A 14,310-nucleotide genomic window follows, 5' to 3' on the forward strand; every position below is an offset into this window, starting at 1 on the left:
CGGGCACCGGTACTTTCCGGAGAACGACCGGAAGGCGCCACGGGGCCCGGTTCGCCGGACCGGGCTCCGTGGCGGCGCGGGGTCAGGACCGGGCGGCCTCCAGGCGCAGGTCGGCGACCGAGCGCCCGGCCCGCACGCGGGTCGCGCCCTCCGGCAGCGCCCCGTCCAGCTCGACGCGGACGGTCGCGTGCCCTCCGGCGGGCACGTCCACCGTGGCGAAGCCCGCCAGCCGGACCGGCACGTCCGGGCCGTGCGCGTAGACCTGCACGACCTCGCGGCCGTCGCGCCCGCCGGCGTTGCGGATCGTCACCTCGGCGACGCCGCCGGAGACGGTCAGCGCCTCGTACTCCCAGGTGGTGTAGCCGAGGCCGTGGCCGAACGGGAACGCGACGTCGTCGGCCGCGTAGTGCCGGTAGCCGATCGCGGCGCCCTCCGAGTACTCCAGCACGCCGTCCTTCGGCCAGGGCAGCAGGATGCCCTCCTCGGTCGCGGGGAAGGTGGTGGGCAGGCGCCCGCCCGGCTCCCGGCGTCCCGCCAGCACGTCGGCGATCGCGCCGCCGCCCTCCTGGCCGGGCAGCCACGCCCACAGCAGCGCGGGGACCTCGTCCCGCCACGGCATCAGCACCGGGGACCCGGCGTTGACGACGACCACCGTGGCGGGCTGCGCGGCGGCGACCGCCGCCACCAGCTCGTCCTGGCGGCCCGGCAGCGCGAGGGTCGTGCGGTCGAAGCCCTCGGACTCCACCTCGTCGTTGGTGCCGACCAGCACGATCGCCACGTCCGCGTCGCGGGCGGCGGCGACCGCGGCGGCCAGCTCCTCGTCCTCGGGCAGGTGCGGATCGAAGTAGCCGAGGGTGAAGGTGGACAGCCCGAGCGGGCCCTCGGCGATCGAGCAGACCAGCTCCAGCGGCACGGTCGCGCCCGCCTCGATCGCGGTCTCGACCCGGTGCTCGGGCGGGGCCAGGAACGCCATGAACGGGTCGTCGCCGTCCAGCGCCAGCGAGATCTCGTGCCGCTCCCCGCCGATCGTGAGGGTGTAGGCGCCGGTGCCCGCCACCCCGAAGGTGTGGACGCCGGACGCGGGCGCGGTCACCTCCGCCGTCACCCTGATCCGGGCGGTGCCCTCGGGCAGCCCCTCCAGGAACATCAGCTTCGTGGCCCGCCGCAGCTCCGACAGCAGGACCTCGCCGTCGGCGCCCAGGTGGTCCACGCGGACGCCGCGTTCGCCGGTCCGAGGGTCGGCGCAGATCGCCACCGGCAGCTCGGCCAGCCTCTCGTGCGGGTGGACGCCCGCGTGCACCGACAGCTCGGCGCCGTCGCCCAGCACCTCGCGCAGGCCCTGCTCGGGCAGCACCAGGTCGGCGGGGTTGACATGGGCGCTGCCGCCGCCCTGGGAGCCGAACCGCCGGACGTTCGGGCCGATCAGGGCGACCCGGCGCGGCGACGCCAGCGGCAGCAGGCCGCCCTCGTTGCGCAGCACGACCATGGACCGGGCGGCCAGCTCGCGGAGCTGGTCGCGGGCGTCGGCCGGGGTGGTGATGCCGGCGGGGGCGGAGTAGCCCTCCAGCGCGCCGGTGCGGGCGGCCAGCCGCAGCACGCGCAGCACCTTGTCGTCGACGAGCTCCTCGGCGACCTTTCCCTCCCGGACGGCCGCGACGAGCCTGTCCCGCCAGCGCGCGCCGGGCGTGCCGGGCATCTCGACGTCCATGCCGCCGTTGGCGCTCTCCACCGTGGAGGAGATCGCGAACCAGTCGGACACGACGATGCCGTCGAAGCCCCACCGGTTCTTCAGGACGTCGGTGAGCAGCCCCTCGTGCTCGGTCATCGTGGGGCCGTTGACCTTGTTGTAGGCGGCCATGACCGCCCAGGCCCCGGCGGAGACGGTCTCCCGGAACGGGCGCAGGTAGATCTCCTCCAGCGTGGTCTCGTCGATGACCGCGTCGTAGGCGTTGCGCTCGGTCTCGGAGTCGTTGCCCACGTAGTGCTTCACCGTGGAGGCCACGCCGGTGGACTGCACGCCCCGCACGAACCCCGCGCCGATCCGCGCGACCAGCAGCGGGTCCTCGGCGTAGTTCTCGAAGTGGCGGCCGCCCAGCGGGGTGCGGTGGATGTTGATCGTGGGGGCGAGGTGGACGTGCACGCCCTTGTCGCGGGCCTGGGCGCCGTTCAGCCGCCCGGTCCGCTCGGCGGCCGCGACGTCCCAGGTCGCGCCCAGCGAGGTCGGGCTCGGGAACAGCAGGCTCGTCTCCCGCTCGTCCCAGCGGGTGCCGCGGACGCCGCTCGGCCCGTCCGACATCACGATCTTCTTCAGCCCGATCCTCTCGATCGGCGGCAGCGTCCAGAAGTCGGCCCCGGTCAGCAGGGTGACCTTCTCTTCCAGGGTGAGCTCGGCGAGTCGTTTGCGCAGGTCGGCCTCGTCGATGGACATCGGAGCCTCCTTCGGGGGCGGTCAGCGGAACCTAGCCGTTCCGCCGCGACTCTACGTCCGACTACCGAGTACTAGGTAGGTTTGTTACCTGGACGTTACATTCGGTTCCCTGCGTAAGGTGAGGGCGTGGCGACCAGGACGGACTCCGGTGGACGGCGCGGGTACGCCGTCGGCGACGCGCGGCGCGAACGCATCCTGCACATCGCGATGCAGGAGTTCGCCGAGAAGGGCTACCGGGGCGCCTCGCTGGCGAGGGTCGCCGAGCGCGCCGGACTCTCCCAGCCCGGCCTGCTGCACCACTTCCGCAGCAAGGAGCGGCTACTGGTCGCGGTCCTGGAGCTGCGCGACCGGCGCGACGTCGAACGCTTCTTCGGCGACGCCGACGACCCGCCGTCCGGCCTGGACCTGCTCGCGGGCCTGGTCCGCCTGGTCGAGCACAACGCCCGAACCCCCGAGCTGGTGCGGCTGTTCACCGTGCTGACCAGCGAGGCCGTCACCGCCGACCACCCGGCCCGCGCCTGGGCGCGGGCCCGCTACGCCTTCACCCGCACCCGGATCGCCCGCGCGCTCCGCGAGGCGGCCGAGGCGGGCGACCTGCGCGCCGGCATCGACGCCGAGGCCCACGCCGCCCGCCTCATCTCCGTCATGGACGGCCTCCAGGTCCAGTGGCTCCTGGACCCGGAGGGCGTGGACATGCCCGCCCTGTTCAAGGCCCACGTGGACGACCTGCTGGCCACCCTGCGCCCCTGAACGCGGAACGGCGCGCCCCTTCGCGGGGCGCGCCGTGGATCTCGGGGAGGGGGTCAGCTGCCGGTGCGGCGCATGGACTCGGTGATCTTCTCGGCGGCGGCCATCACCGGGCCCGCGTGCAGGCGGCCGGGGGAGCGGGTCAACCGTTCGAGCGGGCCCGACACCGACACCGCCGCGATCACCCGGCCGCCCGCGCCGCGCACGGGGGCCGACACCGAGCCGACGCCCTGCTCGCGCTCGCCGACCGACTGGGCCCAGCCGCGCCGCCGCACCGAGGCCAGGGTGGTCGCCTCGAACTTCGCGCCGCGCAGGCCCCGGTGCATCCGGTCGGGCTCCTCCCAGGCCAGCAGGATCTGGGCCGCCGAGCCCGCGGTCATGGGCAGCGCGGCGCCCACCGGGATCGTGTCGCGCAGGCCGCTGCTGCGCTCGGCCGCCGCCACGCACACCCGCACGTCGCCCTGCCGCCGGAACAGCGAGGCGCTCTCGCCGGTCAGGTCGCGCAACTGCGCCAGGACGGGCTGGGCGATGGCCAGCAGGCGGTCCTCGCCGGCGGCGACGGCCAGTTCCGCGAGGCGCGGGCCGAGGATGAAACGGCCCTGGGTGTCGCGGTGGACCAGGCGGTGGTGCTCCAGCGCGACGGCGAGGCGGTGCGCGGTCGGGCGGGCCAGCCCGGTCGTCTGCACGAGCTGCGCCAGTGAGGCCGGGCCGGCCTCCAGCGCGTTCAGCACGAGAACCGCTTTGTCAAGTACGCCGACTCCGCTAGAGTTGTCCATGTCTTGATATTGCCGTCTCGTCATCTGAGACGCAAGCCGGGGCGACGGAGATCACGGCGCAGTGGGGCGCCGCGGACGAAACCAGGTGAGGTGGAGCGATGGGCCGCACATTGGCCGACAAGGTGTACGACGCGCACGTCGTGCGACGTGCCGAGGGCGAACCGGACCTGCTCTACATCGACCTGCACCTGGTGCACGAGGTGACGAGCCCGCAGGCGTTCGACGGCCTGCGGATGGCCGGCCGCACCGTGCGCCGCCCGGACCTGACGATCGCGACCGAGGACCACAACGTCCCCACCACCGACCTGCTGCGGCCGATCGCCGACCCGGTGTCGCGCACCCAGGTCGAGACGCTGCGCAAGAACTGCGCCGAGTTCGGCGTCCGGCTGCACCCGATGGGCGACGACGGCCAGGGCATCGTCCACGTCATCGGCCCGCAGCTGGGCCTGACCCAGCCCGGCATGACCGTGGTCTGCGGCGACTCGCACACCTCCACGCACGGCGCGTTCGCCGCGCTGGCCCACGGCATCGGCACCAGCGAGGTCGAGCACGTGCTCGCCACCCAGACGCTGCCGCAGGTCAAGCCCAAGATGATGGCCGTCACCGTGAACGGCTCGCTGCCCGCCGGCGTCACCGCCAAGGACCTGATCCTGGCCATCATCGCGCGGATCGGCACCGGCGGCGGCCAGGGCCACATCATCGAGTACCGCGGGCAGGCGATCCGCGAGCTGTCGATGGAGGGCCGCATGACGGTCTGCAACATGTCCATCGAGGCCGGGGCCCGCGCCGGCATGATCGCGCCGGACGAGGTCACGTTCGAGTACCTGAAGGGCCGCCCGCACGCGCCGCGGGGCGCCGAGTGGGACCGGGCCGTCGAGTACTGGCGGTCCCTGCGCACCGACGACGACGCGGTGTTCGACAGGGAGGTCGTGATCGACGCCTCCGGGTTGACCCCGTTCGTCACCTGGGGCACCAACCCCGGCCAGGGCCTCCCGCTGGCCGAGCGCGTCCCGGACCCGGCCTCGTTCGAGGACCCGGCCGAGCGCCAGGCCGCCGAGCGCGCCCTGGAGTACATGGGCCTGACCGCCGGGACGCCGCTGCGCGACATCGTCGTGGACACCGTGTTCGTCGGCTCCTGCACCAACGGCCGCATCGAGGACCTGCGCGCCGTCGCCGAGGTGCTGAGGGGCCGCAAGGTCGCCGACGGCGTCCGGATGCTGGTCGTGCCCGGCTCCATGAAGGTCAAACAGCAGGCCGAGGGCGAGGGCCTGAACGAGGTCATCTCCGCCGCCGGGGCCGAGTGGCGCGAGGCGGGCTGCTCGATGTGCCTGGCGATGAACCCCGACAAGCTCACCCCGGGCGAGCGCAGCGCCTCCACCTCCAACCGCAACTTCGAGGGCCGGCAGGGGCCGGGCGGGCGCACCCACCTGGTGTCGCCCGCCGTCGCCGCCGCCACCGCCGTCACCGGTCGCCTGACCGCTCCCGCTGATCTTGAGAGCGAAGCGAACAAGATCAGCGCGGCGGTTGCCGGGGGGTCTGGGGGGTCGTCCCCCCAGCAGGAACAGGACCTGTAAGGGAGACCTTGGAAAATGGAAGCCTTCACCACCTACACCGGGCGCGCGGTGCCGCTGCGCCGCAGCAACGTCGACACCGACCAGATCATCCCGGCCGTCTGGCTCAAGCAGGTCAGCCGCACCGGCTTCGACCAGGGCCTGTTCTCCGCCTGGCGCGAGGACCCCGGGTTCGTCCTGAACAAGCCCGAGTACCAGGGCGCGGGCATCCTGGTCGCCGGCCCCGACTTCGGGACCGGCTCCTCCCGCGAGCACGCGGTGTGGGCGCTCCAGCAGTACGGGTTCCGCGTCGTGATCGCCCCGCGCTTCGGCGACATCTTCCGCAACAACTCCACCAAGATGGGGCTGCTGCCGGTCGTGCTGCCCGCCGCGACCGTCGAGGCGCTCCAGACCCGCGCCGAGCAGGATCCGGCCGCCGAGATCACCGTGGACCTGGAGCGGCGGGAGGTGCGCGCCGGGGACCTGGTGGCGCCGTTCGAGATCGACGACTACACCCGCTGGCGGCTCATGGAGGGCCTGGACGACATCGGCCTGACCCTGCGCCACGCCGACGACATCACCGACTACGAGGGGCACCGCGCGGCCTGGCTGCCGACCACCGTCTGACCCGACCGTACCGCCCGAGGGGCCGCCGGACCACGTCCGGCGGTCCCGTCGGCATGTTCCTGACCAGGGATCTGACGCGAAGACCCACCCCGGATGACCGCGCCCCCCGGGCCACGGGGAATGATTTCCCCAAGGCATGTCCGCACATCTCTGGGGGACGCATCCGTGAGCACGGCCCTGCCGGACGAACCGCGGTGGGACGGTCCGCGCTGGGAGGACCCGACCCTGACCCGGCTCGCGCGGCGGCTGCGCGACGCGCACCGGCTGGTCGCGCCGCTGCCCTCCGATACCCGCCGCCGCCTCATCCGCCACCTGCTGGCCATCACCGACCTGGCCAAACGCGACGCCGAACTGGCCGATCGCAGGCTGGACGCGTTCCTCACCGAACACGGGGCCGATTTCCGAAGTTCACCCGGGGCCCGCTAGGTTCGGCCGTGGCCGGTTGATCCGGCGCCCGGCGAGACGGGGGCGAGGGCGACAAAAACGCCTGCGACACGGTAACTCTTCCGTGCAGGTGATTGTGTCGTTGCCGAGGCTCCCTTAGTTTCGTTCGGGCAAGGGGGGAACTAGAGGAGTAACCCATGAACAAGCGTGAGCTGGTCGACGCCATCTCCGAGCGGCTGGGCAGCAAGAAGGCCGCCGCCGAGGCCGTCGACGCCATCCTGGAGACGATCCAGACCGCCGTCGCCCAGGGCGACAAGGTCGCGATCACCGGGTTCGGTTCGTTCGAGAAGGCCGACCGGCCTGCCCGCACGGCTCGGAACCCGGCAACGGGCAAGACCATTCAGGTTCCCGCGACGTCCGTGCCGAAGTTCAAGGCCGGCGCCGACTTCAAGAACCTGGTCGCCGGCAACAAGAAGTAAGGCGACCGCCAGCGCCCGGAGCCGTCACCACGATGGCCCCGGGCGCTGACGCGTGAACGGGGCCGTTCCGGGCCTACTCGGCGGGCTGCTCGGGCAGCGGGAACGTCGACAGCGTGATCGCGGCGATCCGGCCGCCGCGCAGCGCCAGGTTCACCCGCTGCCCCCAGCGCAGCAGCCGCAGCCCGCCCGCGTCGAACGCCCCCGCGTCGAAGGGCAGCTCGATCCCGTTGTCCAGCAGCACGCTGCCGGTCCGCGTCTCGGCGTCGAAGGTCCGCACGGTCGCCTGCATGCCCCCACCCTAACGATCGGTCCCGGCCGGAGCCGGGCTCAGCAGCGCCGCCACCGCGGCCGTCCGGGGCCCCAGCCCCAGCTCCGTCGCCGCCCGCAGGTCGTCCGGGGTGTCCACGTCGCGGCGCACGCTGTCGACGCCGTCGAGCAGCAGCTCGCGGGCGCCCCGCGCGCGGTGCGCGGCCCGCGACCCCCCGCCGAACGCGGGCGCGAACGGAACGCCGGGCCGCGCGGTGTACAGGGTGGTGCCGATCCCGGCCGCGTCCGGCACGAACGCCTCCGGGCTCGCCGCCGCCGCGTCCAGCACCCGCGCCAGCTCCGCGGGCCGCAGCGCGGGCAGGTCCGCCGACAGGGCCCCCACCCCGGTGCCCGGGAACATCTCCCGGCCGCGCCGCGCCCCGTACACCAGCGCCGGGTTCAGTCCGGCGTCCGGCTCGTCGGGGACGACGCGGGCGCCGAGCGCGGCAAGGTCGGCGGCGGGCCGCGGGTCGTCGGTGACGACAATCACACCGGCCACGCGCGCGCAGCGCAGCGCGGCGGCCACGGTGTCGGTCGCCACCGCCAGGGCCAACGCCTCCCGGTGCGGCCCGGCGGCGCGTGACATGCGGGTCTTCGCCCTGGCCAGCACCTTGACCGGCACCACGAGCGACCACTGGAGATGAGGCGCGCTGCGCTCTGCTGTAGACATGACGAACTCGACACTATGCGCAAGCAACCGCGACACTTGAGGACACCCCGCGTTCGGGGCGTCCGGGACAGGGAGGATGGGGCCGTGGGCAAGACGGAGAGGCGGGGCTATTCGCCGGCCTGGCGGCGGTTCGCCATCGTCGTGCTGCGCCCGCTGCTGTTCGGGCTGCTGAAGCGGGACTGGCGGGGCCGGGGCAACGTCCCCCGCGAGGGCGGCCTGATCATCGCGGCCAACCACATCTCCGAGGCCGACCCCCTGGCGCTGGCGCACTTCGTGTACGAGTCGGGCCGGTTCCCGGTGTACCTGGCCAAGTCCACCCTGTTCGAGGTGCCGCTGCTCCGGCAGGTGCTGCGCGGCACCGGGCAGATCCCGGTCTACCGGGACCGCGCGGACGCGGCGCTGGCGCTGCGGGACGCCGAGGCGGCGCTGCGGCGCGGCGAGTGCCTGATGTTCTACCCCGAGGGCTCGTGCACCCGCGACCCCGACCTGTGGCCGATGACCGGGCAGACCGGCGCGGCGCGGATGGCGCTGAAGACCGGCGCGAAGGTCGTGCCGGTCGCGAGCTGGGGCGCGCACGAGCTGCTGCCCTACAAGAAGGGCGAGGCGACCGGGCTGCGCGGCACCCTGAGGAGGGGCTTCCACCCGCTCCCGCGCAAGACCATGAAGGTGACCGCGGGCCCGCCGGTGGACCTGTCACGGTACGAGGGGCGGCCGCTCACCAAGGCGACGCTGCGGGCCGCGACCGACGACATCATGCGCGCCATCGCCGACCTGGTCGGCGAGCTGCGCGGCGAGGCCCCGCCCGCCGAGCTCTACGACCACCACAAGGTGCTGGCCGAGCGCCGCCGCGCGCAGGGCCTGGCGGACCAGGGCGGCATTGAGGAAGGCATCGGGGAAGGCGCCGAGGGCGGCGTCCCGGGCGGTACCGTCGAGAGCGACACCAGGGAGGGCGCGTGACGTTCCGGGCGGCCGTGATGGGGACGGGGTCGTGGGGGACCACCGTCGCCAAGCTGATGTGCGACGCCGGGTGCGAGGTCACCCTGTGGGCCCGCCGCCCCGAGGTCGTGGAGTCCGTCAACGAACGGCACGAGAACCCCGACTACCTGCCCGGCGTCGTCCTGCCGGAGAACCTGCGCGCCACGCTGGACCCCGCCGAGGCGCTCCGGGACGCCGACTTCGTGGCGCTGGCCGTCCCGGCGCAGACCCTGCGGGAGAACCTGGCCGCCTGGGTGGCGCTGCTGCCGCCGGAGGCGGTGCTGGTCAGCCTGATGAAGGGCGTCGAGCTCGGCACCACCCGCCGCATGTCCGAGGTGATCGCCGAGGTCGCGAACGTGCCCGCCGAGCGCGTCGCGGTGTTCAGCGGCCCCAACCTGGCCCGCGAGATCGCCGGGGGCGAGCCCAGCGCCGCCGTGGCCGCCTGCGCCGACGAGGCCGTGGCGCTGCGGTTGCAGGCCGCCACCATGACCAGCTACTTCCGCGTCTACACCAGCACCGACGTCGTCGGCGTCGAGCTGGGCGGCGCGGTCAAGAACGTCGTGGCGCTGTGCGTGGGCATCGCGGTCGGCCTCGGGTTCGGCGACAACACCCGCGCGCTGCTGATGACGCGCGGCCTGGCCGAGATCGCCCGGCTGGGCGCGGCGCTCGGCGCCGACGAGCACACGTTCGCGGGCCTGGCCGGGATGGGCGACCTGATCGCCTCCTGCTCCTCGCCGATGTCCCGCAACCGCACCTTCGGCGAGAACCTGGGCCGCGGCATGACGCTGGAGGAGGTCATCGCCGTCACCAAGCAGACCGCCGAGGGCGTCAAGTCGGCCGAACCGGTGCTGGAGCTGGCCCGCAAGCACAACGTGGAGATGCCGATCACCGAGGCCGTGGTGAACGTCCTGCACCGCGACGTGCCGCTCAAGGAGGCGGCGATCTCGCTGATCTCGCGTTCTCCCAAGCCGGAGCGCTACGGGGTGTGACATGCTGTGAGCGATGCGTAGAGACCCTCTCCACGACAGCGCTCACCGCTCCGCGCCCCACCGGCCGGGCGAGAACACGCGCGCGGTCCACCTGCCGTCCCCGCCCGCGCCGCAGCAGACGTCGACCGGGCTGCCGGTGTGGCGCACCGCCGCGTTCGGGTTCGCCGGGGCCGCCGAGCACGCCGAGCTGCTGACCGGCCGCGCCGCGGGCTACTCCTACAGCCGGCTGGCCAACCCCACCTCCGACGCGTTCGCCGAGGCCGTCGCCGCGCTGGAGGGCGCCCGGCTGGAGGAGCCGGCGCGGGGGCGGGCGTTCGCGTCCGGGATGGCCGCCGCGACGGCGGTGTTCCTGGCGTTCGCCGAGGCCGGCACGCACGTCGTCGCGCCCGCCGCCGTCTACGGCGGCACCTACGGGCTGCTGACCGGGCTGCTGGCGCGGTTCGGCGTCGAGGTCACCCTCGCCGACCTGTCCGACGCCGACGCCGTGCGCGCCGCGATCCGCCCCACCACCCGCCTGGTCTGGGCCGAGACCCTCGCCAACCCCACGATGGCGGTGGCGGACCTGCCGATGCTCGCCGAGGCCGCGCACGCCGCCGGGGCGCTGCTGGCGGTCGACTCGACGTTCGCCACGCCGGTGGTGTGCCGCCCGCTGGAGCACGGCGCGGACCTGGTCGTCCACTCGGCCACCAAGTACATCGGCGGGCACGGCGACGCGACCGGCGGGGTCGTGGTCGGCCGGGCCCCGCTGCTGGCGGAGATCGTCCGGGTGGCGCACCTGACCGGCGGGTGCCTGGCCCCCGACGAGGCGTTCCTGCTGCGCCGCGGGCTGGAGACGCTGCCGCTGCGGGTGCGCCGCCAGTGCGACACCGCCAGCATGTTCGCCGCCGCCCTCGCCCGGCACCCGGCGGTGCGGCGCGTCGACTACCCCGGCCTGCCCGACCACCCGGGGCACGCGCCGGCGCGGCGGCTGTTCGACGCGGGCCCGGAGGGGACGCGGTTCGGGGCCGTGGTCACCGTCACCCCGCACGGCGGCCGCGACGCCGGGCTGGCGCTGGTGGACGCGGTGAAGCTGGCGAAGGTCGCGACCTCGCTCGGCGGGACCTGCACGAAGGTGTCGCACGTGGCCACCACCACCCACCACCAGCTCGACGACGCCGCGCTGGCCGCCGCCGGGATCGACCCGGGGGCCGTCCGGTTCGCGATCGGGCTGGAGGACGCCGACGACCTGGTGCGCGACGCCACCGAGGCGCTGGACACCGTGCGGCGGGTGGTGGAGCGCGCCGGGGGGCCTCCCGCGCCGCGGACACCCGAGCCGTCACCCGTGGCCGACCTGGGCTGATCACCGGTAGGCTCGGGCATCATGTCCCAGGCTTCAAAGATCCGCGTGGCCGTGGTATTCGGCGGACGCAGCTCCGAGCACGCGATTTCCTGCATCACCGCCGGCGCGGTCATGGCCGCGATCGACCGGGACCGGTACGAGGTCGTCCCGGTCGGGATCGCCCGCGACGGGCGCTGGGTGCTGCCCCCCGCCGACCTGCGGCTGGCGGTCGAGGACGGGGTGCTGCCCGAGGTCACCGGCGAGGGCGTGCCGCTGGCGCTGTCGTTCGACTCCGGGGCCTCGCGGCTGCTGGCGCTGGGCGGGGACGGCCCCGCCCCGGTCGAGGTCGACGTGCTGCTGCCGCTGCTGCACGGCCCCTACGGCGAGGACGGCACCATCCAGGGCCTGTTCGAGCTGGCGGGCGTCCGCTACGTCGGCGCGGGCGTGCTGGCCAGCGCGGTCGGCATGGACAAGGGCTTCATGAAGCTGGTCTGGGAGGCGCGCGGCCTGCCGGTCGGCCCGTACGTGCTGGTCGGCGACCGCGAGTGGCGGCGTGAGCGCAAGCGCAAGATCGACGAGATCAAGGAGCTGGGCTTCCCGGTCTTCGTCAAGCCCGCCCGCGCCGGGTCCAGCATGGGCATCAGCCGCGTCACGTCCGAGGAGCACCTGGAGGCGGCGGTCGAGGCGGCCCGCGAGCACGACCCCAAGGTGATCGTCGAGGCGGCGGTCGTCGGCCGGGAGATCGAGTGCGGCGTGCTCCAGGGCCTGGACGACGCCCCGCCGGAGGTCAGCCTGCCCGCCGAGGTCGTCATCCAGGGCGAGCACGACTTCTACGACTTCGAGACCAAGTACCTGGACTCGGCGACCTCCATGGAGATCCCGCCGGAGCTCCCGTCGGGCGCGGTCGAGGAGATGAAGGCCATCGCGGTGCGGGCGTTCGAGACGCTGGACTGCGAGGGGCTGGCCCGCGTCGACTTCTTCTACACCGCCGACGGCCGCTGGCTCCTCAACGAGATCAACACCATGCCGGGCTGCACCCCGTCGTCGGCGTTCCCGCAGATGTGGGCGGCGAGCGGCCTGGACTACCCGGCCCTGGTGGACCGGCTCATCCAGACCGCCCTGAGCCGCCCGGTCGGCCTGCGCTAGAACCGCACCCAGTCGCCCGTCCGGAAGGTGGCGGCGTCGGTGGCGCGCGCCCCGTTGGGGGAGAACGTCCACAGCGTGTCGCCGACCATCAGGGAGCGGCCGATGGCGTTGTCGTACTCCTTGCCGGGGTGCTCGACCGTCCCGGCGCGGCGCAGGCCGTCGCCGTCCACCTTCAGGGCGAGGGCCTGGGACGTCCCGTCCCGGTGGCGGTTCACCGGGATCACGGTCAGGCCGGTCTTCGGCCAGTACAGGAACGCGTGCGGGTCGAACTCGGTCTGCGACCCGGTGCCGGGCAGGTGGAACACCCCGACCCGGCGGGGGGCGGCGGCGACGTCGAACAGCGACACCTGCGTGCCCTTGGTGCGGCCCTGGTCGTCGGCGTCCTGGCCGACGCCGAGGATCCGGCCGTCGGCCATGGGGTGCAGGTACGCCGAGTAGCCGTTGATCTTCAGCTCGCCGGTGACGCGCGGCCGGGCCGGGTCCCTCAGGTCGACCACGTACAGCGGGTCGGTCTGCCGGAAGGTGACGACGTAGGCGTTGGTGCCGAGGAACCGGACCGAGTGGATCCGCTCGCCCTTGCCGAGGCCGTCGACGGTCCCGGCGACCTTGAGGGACGGGCCGGTCTGCCGCAGGACCCGCACGGCGCTCTGGGAGCGGGGCGCCCTCTCGCCGGGCCGGGTGAACGGCGTGCCCTCGGTGGTCGCGACGCGCAGCAGGCCGCCGTGCTCCGACATCGAGTACTGGTTGAGCAGGTGGCCCGGCACCGATCCGGACGCCTCGTACTTCAGCCGCCCGCCCGCGCCGACGCTGAACCGGTGCAGGTCGGTGCGCTCCTTGACGTCCTGCGGCCGGACGGGGCGGCCCCACGTCCCCGGTTGCGGGGGAGTGCCGGTGATGTAGAGGGAGGAGCCGTTGCCGTAGACGGTCTGGCCCTCCCCGGCGACGGCGGTGGCGCCGGGGTCGCCGAACGGCCGGGTCAGGTCGAGGGTGAGGACGCTGACCACGCTGGTGCCGGTGGCGTCGGCGGGGCGGGACACCCGTTCGCAGGGCACCGTGTGCCGCGTCCCCCCGCCGGTCTGGAACGTCGGCAGCCACGCGCTGAGCGGGGCCTTGCGGCCGGCCTCGCGGTTGCGTTCGGTGGCCTGCTTCTCTCCACCGGGCCGCCGGACCGCCGGGAAGTCGATGCGCGGCGTGGAACGGACGACCACGTGCGCGGTCTGCCCGGACTGGCGGGCGTCGACGTAGGCGGCGTCGGCGGTCAGGGTGTCGACGACCTTCGGCGCCCCGGCCAGGTCGACCAGGGTGAGGGTGGTCTTGGAGGTGGTGGGCGACGGCGTGTCGGCCGGGGCCATCTCGCGCAGCAGCGGGGTGGCGGCGGCCAGCACCAGGGCGCGGTCGCCGTGCAGCAGCAGTTGCGGGTCGTTGCCGGGACGGTCCAGGTCGGGCAGTTCCAGCCGGTGGACGATCCGGCGGGTGGCGGGGTCGATGACGTGCAGGCGGCCCTTGGCGAGCGCGACGATGCGGCGGCCGTCGGTCTTGACGGTGTCGGGTTCGTCGGCCCCGGCCTCGTGCGCGTTGGTGCGGGAGTGCTCCTGGGGCGCGGCGCCCTTGGCGATCCCGTCGGTGGCCTCGGGCGCGGGCAGCGCCCCGGAGGGCGCTCCGCCGAACCGCTCCTGGAGGGCGACGACGCCGCCGAGGCCGTAGGGGCCGACGCGTTCGGCGGTGGCGGTGCGCAGACCGTTCAGCAGGTCGTCGCAGTCGTCGTAGGCGACCAGCCGCATCGGCGGGGCGTCGGCCGGCGGGGGGTCGTCGCGCGCGCCGCCTCCGCATCCGGCGAGCAGGAGCGCGGCGGGGACCAGGGGGATGAACGCACGGGCTCGCATGGAGCTTGGACGCGCGGTCCGGGGCTCTGGTT

14 protein-coding genes are annotated in these 14,310 nt (G+C 74.1%); 9 read left to right on the forward strand and 5 right to left on the reverse strand.

The features are described 5' to 3' along the window. Nucleotides 1-82 precede the first annotated feature (82 nt). Nucleotides 83-2,428 carry a glycoside hydrolase family 3 protein gene (locus HNR61_RS04370; RefSeq protein ID WP_182841747.1) on the reverse strand — a complete coding sequence of 782 codons (2,346 nt, stop codon included), beginning with the start codon at nucleotides 2,426-2,428 and terminating at the stop codon, nucleotides 83-85. Nucleotides 2,429-2,554: 126 nt separating this feature from the next. Between HNR61_RS04370 and HNR61_RS04375 the strand changes: the two genes are divergently transcribed. Beyond that, nucleotides 2,555-3,178: a TetR/AcrR family transcriptional regulator gene (locus HNR61_RS04375; RefSeq protein ID WP_312897764.1), complete on the forward strand. Its 624-nt coding sequence runs from the start codon at nucleotides 2,555-2,557 to the stop codon at nucleotides 3,176-3,178. A 53-nt stretch (nucleotides 3,179-3,231) separates the two neighbouring features. Here the strand turns inward: HNR61_RS04375 and HNR61_RS04380 are convergent, their stop codons facing one another. Beyond that, nucleotides 3,232-3,951, reverse strand: coding sequence for an IclR family transcriptional regulator (locus HNR61_RS04380; RefSeq protein WP_067819645.1), 720 nt, complete (start codon nucleotides 3,949-3,951; stop codon nucleotides 3,232-3,234). 98 nt (nucleotides 3,952-4,049) lie between these two features. Here HNR61_RS04380 and leuC point away from each other — a divergent pair, with 98 nt between their 5' ends. From leuC to HNR61_RS04400, 4 genes are all read left to right on the forward strand, one after another. After that, nucleotides 4,050-5,525 (forward strand): 3-isopropylmalate dehydratase large subunit, encoded by a 1,476-nt coding sequence (leuC, locus tag HNR61_RS04385; RefSeq protein WP_246441941.1) that lies wholly within the window; start codon nucleotides 4,050-4,052, stop codon nucleotides 5,523-5,525. A 15-nt stretch (nucleotides 5,526-5,540) separates the two neighbouring features. Next, nucleotides 5,541-6,128, forward strand: a complete 588-nt coding sequence (leuD, locus tag HNR61_RS04390) for a 3-isopropylmalate dehydratase small subunit (RefSeq protein ID WP_067819639.1) — start codon at nucleotides 5,541-5,543, stop codon at nucleotides 6,126-6,128. Between the two features lie 165 nt (nucleotides 6,129-6,293). Further along, the gene (locus tag HNR61_RS04395) at nucleotides 6,294-6,554 is read left to right on the forward strand and encodes an SCO5555 family protein (RefSeq protein ID WP_182841748.1); all 261 of its coding nucleotides are present in this window, start codon (nucleotides 6,294-6,296) and stop codon (nucleotides 6,552-6,554) included. Between the two features lie 155 nt (nucleotides 6,555-6,709). Continuing rightward, a complete protein-coding gene (locus tag HNR61_RS04400; RefSeq protein ID WP_067819632.1) occupies nucleotides 6,710-6,991 on the forward strand; it encodes an HU family DNA-binding protein in 282 nt (93 codons plus the stop codon). A 73-nt stretch (nucleotides 6,992-7,064) separates the two neighbouring features. Here the strand turns inward: HNR61_RS04400 and HNR61_RS04405 are convergent, their stop codons facing one another. After that, on the reverse strand, nucleotides 7,065-7,280 hold the full coding sequence (locus HNR61_RS04405; RefSeq protein WP_067819629.1) for a hypothetical protein: 216 nt from the start codon (nucleotides 7,278-7,280) through the stop codon (nucleotides 7,065-7,067). A gap of 9 nt (nucleotides 7,281-7,289) precedes the next feature. Further along, complete coding sequence (cofC, locus tag HNR61_RS04410) at nucleotides 7,290-7,967, reverse strand: 2-phospho-L-lactate guanylyltransferase (RefSeq protein ID WP_182841749.1); 678 nt, start codon at nucleotides 7,965-7,967, stop codon at nucleotides 7,290-7,292. 84 nt (nucleotides 7,968-8,051) lie between these two features. On the opposite strand from cofC, the gene HNR61_RS04415 reads away from it, so the two are divergent. From HNR61_RS04415 to HNR61_RS04430, 4 genes are read left to right on the forward strand one after another with little or no spacing between them, the layout of a single operon-like run. Continuing rightward, on the forward strand, nucleotides 8,052-8,924 hold the full coding sequence (locus HNR61_RS04415; protein ID WP_312897765.1) for a lysophospholipid acyltransferase family protein: 873 nt from the start codon (nucleotides 8,052-8,054) through the stop codon (nucleotides 8,922-8,924). A gap of 17 nt (nucleotides 8,925-8,941) precedes the next feature. Next, nucleotides 8,942-9,931 carry an NAD(P)H-dependent glycerol-3-phosphate dehydrogenase gene (locus tag HNR61_RS04420; protein WP_182842293.1) on the forward strand — a complete coding sequence of 330 codons (990 nt, stop codon included), beginning with the start codon at nucleotides 8,942-8,944 and terminating at the stop codon, nucleotides 9,929-9,931. Between the two features lie 13 nt (nucleotides 9,932-9,944). After that, complete coding sequence (locus HNR61_RS04425; RefSeq protein WP_182841751.1) at nucleotides 9,945-11,270, forward strand: trans-sulfuration enzyme family protein; 1,326 nt, start codon at nucleotides 9,945-9,947, stop codon at nucleotides 11,268-11,270. Nucleotides 11,271-11,291: 21 nt separating this feature from the next. After that, nucleotides 11,292-12,395 carry a D-alanine--D-alanine ligase family protein gene (locus tag HNR61_RS04430; RefSeq protein ID WP_182841752.1) on the forward strand — a complete coding sequence of 368 codons (1,104 nt, stop codon included), beginning with the start codon at nucleotides 11,292-11,294 and terminating at the stop codon, nucleotides 12,393-12,395. Here the strand turns inward: HNR61_RS04430 and HNR61_RS04435 are convergent. After that, nucleotides 12,392-14,278 carry a beta-propeller domain-containing protein gene (locus HNR61_RS04435; protein ID WP_182841753.1) on the reverse strand — a complete coding sequence of 629 codons (1,887 nt, stop codon included), beginning with the start codon at nucleotides 14,276-14,278 and terminating at the stop codon, nucleotides 12,392-12,394. The two genes, HNR61_RS04430 and HNR61_RS04435, sit on opposite strands and share 4 nt — an antisense overlap. Between the last annotated feature and the right edge of the window lie 32 nt (nucleotides 14,279-14,310).

This window comes from Actinomadura kijaniata, from assembly GCF_014138665.1.
Lineage (GTDB): Bacteria > Actinomycetota > Actinomycetes > Streptosporangiales > Streptosporangiaceae > Spirillospora > Spirillospora kijaniata.